At 40.2% G+C, this 2,997-nt stretch carries 5 protein-coding genes; 3 read left to right on the top strand and 2 right to left on the bottom strand.

The window, feature by feature from the left end; genetic code table 11:
- Positions 1-60 precede the first annotated feature (60 nt).
- From HMPREF9009_RS24670 to HMPREF9009_RS24660, 3 genes are all read left to right on the top strand, one after another.
- Positions 61-396: a single-stranded DNA-binding protein gene (locus tag HMPREF9009_RS24670; RefSeq protein WP_005868751.1), complete on the top strand. Its 336-nt coding sequence runs from the start codon at positions 61-63 to the stop codon at positions 394-396.
- Positions 397-565: 169 nt separating this feature from the next.
- A complete protein-coding gene (locus HMPREF9009_RS24665; protein ID WP_005868750.1) occupies positions 566-904 on the top strand; it encodes a helix-turn-helix domain-containing protein in 339 nt (112 codons plus the stop codon).
- Positions 901-2,178, top strand: coding sequence for a type II toxin-antitoxin system HipA family toxin (locus tag HMPREF9009_RS24660; RefSeq protein WP_005868749.1), 1,278 nt, complete (start codon positions 901-903; stop codon positions 2,176-2,178). The genes HMPREF9009_RS24665 and HMPREF9009_RS24660 overlap by 4 nt, the downstream gene beginning before the upstream one ends.
- A 157-nt stretch (positions 2,179-2,335) precedes the next feature.
- Here HMPREF9009_RS24660 and HMPREF9009_RS26080 read toward each other — a convergent pair whose 3' ends face one another.
- Positions 2,336-2,497: a hypothetical protein gene (locus HMPREF9009_RS26080; protein ID WP_005868748.1), complete on the bottom strand. Its 162-nt coding sequence runs from the start codon at positions 2,495-2,497 to the stop codon at positions 2,336-2,338.
- A gap of 218 nt (positions 2,498-2,715) precedes the next feature.
- The gene (locus HMPREF9009_RS24655) at positions 2,716-2,913 is read right to left on the bottom strand and encodes a hypothetical protein (RefSeq protein ID WP_007564676.1); all 198 of its coding nucleotides are present in this window, start codon (positions 2,911-2,913) and stop codon (positions 2,716-2,718) included.
- Positions 2,914-2,997: the final 84 nt, after the last annotated feature.

The raw sequence follows: 2,997 nt of genomic DNA, 5'->3' as shown, positions 1-2,997 counted from the left end.
AGCCAACAATCAGTTATTGCACTGTAAAATTGATTAATTAACTTCTAAAAAATCAGAGATATGAAAAAGATTGAAAATTCATTCGCAGTAACAGGCAGGATTTGTAGGGATGCAGAAATCCATTTATTCGAAATAGTAAAGGTTGCACACTTCTCTATTGTGGTCAGTCGCATAGGCAAGATAAATGAAGAAAAAACATTTGTTTCCTCTGTTATGAAAGTTGAAGCCTGGAGTAAGATGGAAGACCGCTATGCTTTTTGGATACTGCAAAAAGATGTACTGATTACCGTTGAAGGCTACTTTAAGCCGGAAGAATGGACGGATTCTAAAAGTGGGGAGAAGCGTAACCGCATTGTGATGGTAGCTACTAAGTTCTACCCGACTCCGGAAAAATAAGAACCCCCGGACTAAAAAGAAAAAGCAATCAAACGATTGAAGCGGCACAAGGTCGCTTCAATCGTTTGCTAATGCGGCAGAAGATTATAAAAAAAGTGTTTCTTAATTTGGTGATTTTCAGATTTATCGGTATTTTTGTATCAAAAATGATACCTAAATATGTTTTTCTATGAAAAGATTATATGATACATATACAATATACGAATTTTCAGATGAATGTATTGTAAAGGAAATCTGCAAGAGAGTTAAGTCTATAAGACTTAGCTGCTGTTTTTCCCAGCAAGAATTTGCGGATAAGGCAGGAGTATCTATCGTTACTATTAAGAGAATAGAATCTTGTAAAGTAAGTGATATTGCCCTAAGTACATTGCTTAAGATTTTGCGTATAAGTGGAACTCTTGAAGGCGTTGTCGGTTTGGTTCCGGAACTTCCAGACTCCCCTTTCCTAATCAATGAAAAAACAGGTAAAAGAATACAAAGAATTAACGGTAAACGTAAGATGGTATGAAGAAAGAGCCGATTATAGTGAATGTATATCTGTGGGGGACTTGCATTGGCAAATTGAATTGGGACTTTGAAAAGCATTGTTCTGTATTCCAATTTACGGATGAATATAGGAAACAAGATTATGATATATGCCCTTCCACACACCCTAAGAGAACCCCTTTGTTTGCGTCTTTCTATGGGAATAAAGATAAATTATATCAAGGGCTTCCGGAATTTCTTGCAGATGCGCTTCCTGACAAATGGGGGGCTTCCCTATTTGACCAATGGCTCACGGATAATAATATAAAGGTTACGGAATCATTGCCTCTATTGAAGCTCTCTTATATTGGCAAGAGGGCTATGGGAGCATTGGAATTTGAACCGGAATTTAATGATGATGCCATCCATGAGTCAGTAAATATGTCATCATTGGCAACTTTGGCTTCTAAAATATATAATGATCGAGATGCTGCTGTCATATCACCGGAGGATAGCCTCACGATGAAAAAGTTGATATATCTTGGAACTTCTGCCGGTGGCATGCGCCCGAAGGCAGTGATTGCCTATAATCTCGAAACGGAAGAGTTTCGTTCCGGCCAGGTGGATTTGCCTGAAAATTTTAAGCAGTATATCATCAAATTTAAAGAAGCAGATGACTCTCCTACCACAGAGATAGAAATGGTATATAGCGAAATGGCAAAGGCGGCGGGAATCAACATGATGCCATGCTTCCTGAAAGAAATTGATGGAAGAAATCATTTCGTAACGGAAAGATTTGATCGTAAGAATGGAGAAAAGCTCTTTAGTCAGACCCTTGCGGCCATTATGCCGGGTGCAGATGATTATATGAAGCTGTGTTGGATAGCAGAGACTCTGAAACTTCCCCAGGAAGACAAAGATCAGATATTTATCAGAATGGTATTTAATTATGTCGCAGGTATATCCGATGATCATAATAAGAACATATCGTTTATCATGGATAAGGCAGGGGTATGGCGTTTATCACCTGCATATGATGTAATGTTCACGGCAAATACATGGGAAAATTCTTCAGCACACATTCATTCGATGGGCGTGATGGGCAAAAGGTCTGCCTTGACTACAAGTGATTTCGTCAACTTTGCCGAGGATTTTGTAGAGGAGCCCGAAAAGAAGATATTACAGGTGTTCGATGCTGTAAGCAAATTTCAATCGTTATGCGCCACGTATGGCATAGATAAGGCTATATTTGATAAAATCCAACATGTATTGGATGGATTGGTCACTGATGATTTGGATTTGCTGCAATTAACTTAAAGAACAGTAGATGGTGATAGTTGCTCCAGTCTTTTCTGGAACGGCTTTCTTTTCTTTTGAGATCTTTATACCCCTATTTGTTATTTTGGAGAAAGTCACATGTTTCCCACCCACCCTTTCAGCGGAGTGACTGTCCCCGTTTCAGGATTTCTCATAGTCACTCGCAGGCTCCGTGATTGTGTGAAATCCAGGAATGGGGAAGGCAAAGGAGAGAGGCATATCCGGTCTGCTTTCGGAGCTTCGGCCACATCGAGACAACCTCTTTCCGGCGGCTATGCCACTCTCCTTTTATTTGCCCGGCAGTCTGTTGCTTACCCATATGCCCCAGCCTTTTAGGGCTGTATATAGGTAGTCGGATATTTCGCCGCTAAATCGGCAGTCCGCTTCAATCGTTTGCTTGCTTTTCTCCGAGTGGATGCCTTTCTGTTTTTCCGGTTGTATAATCTTCTTTTTCCGGAAACAGTTGTAGTGGCTGTATGCCTGTATGGTTATGTTCTCCCCGCAGAATCCGCAAGTCTGTTCTTCCGTTGCAGCCTTTCATTTTATCGTGCAGTCACTTTTTTCGATACGTGGAATATTGTATGCTTCATTCTTCGGCTTCATTTTTTTAAAAGGAATTGCAGAGGTTTCTTCCGGTGTGTCGATAGGCGGCTGACCATATTTTCGGAATGTGCCATGCTTGCTGTCTGACCGGTTGTTTTTTGCATCCTTTCCAAACCTGTTGCTGATTTTCAAGTTTTGTCTTTTTCATATCATTTTTTAGGGAAGTCAAATCATTTTCCGTTGCAAATATAGATTGTTGCTAACCCCTTTTACGGG

Source organism: Bacteroides sp. 3_1_13 (assembly GCF_001185845.1).
Classification (GTDB): Bacteria; Bacteroidota; Bacteroidia; order Bacteroidales; family Bacteroidaceae; genus Bacteroides; species Bacteroides xylanisolvens.
The sequence above is the reverse complement of the archived record's forward strand: the minus strand, read 5'-3'. Positions and strand labels throughout refer to the sequence as shown.

Coding starts and splice junctions, on each gene's coding strand:
- HMPREF9009_RS24670 (WP_005868751.1), top strand. CDS start 61: ATGAAAAAGATTGAAAATTCATTCGCAGTAACAGGCAGGATTTGTAGG.
- HMPREF9009_RS24665 (WP_005868750.1), top strand. CDS start 566: ATGAAAAGATTATATGATACATATACAATATACGAATTTTCAGATGAA.
- HMPREF9009_RS24660 (WP_005868749.1), top strand. CDS start 901: ATGAAGAAAGAGCCGATTATAGTGAATGTATATCTGTGGGGGACTTGC.
- HMPREF9009_RS26080 (WP_005868748.1), bottom strand. CDS start 2,497: ATGGGTAAGCAACAGACTGCCGGGCAAATAAAAGGAGAGTGGCATAGC.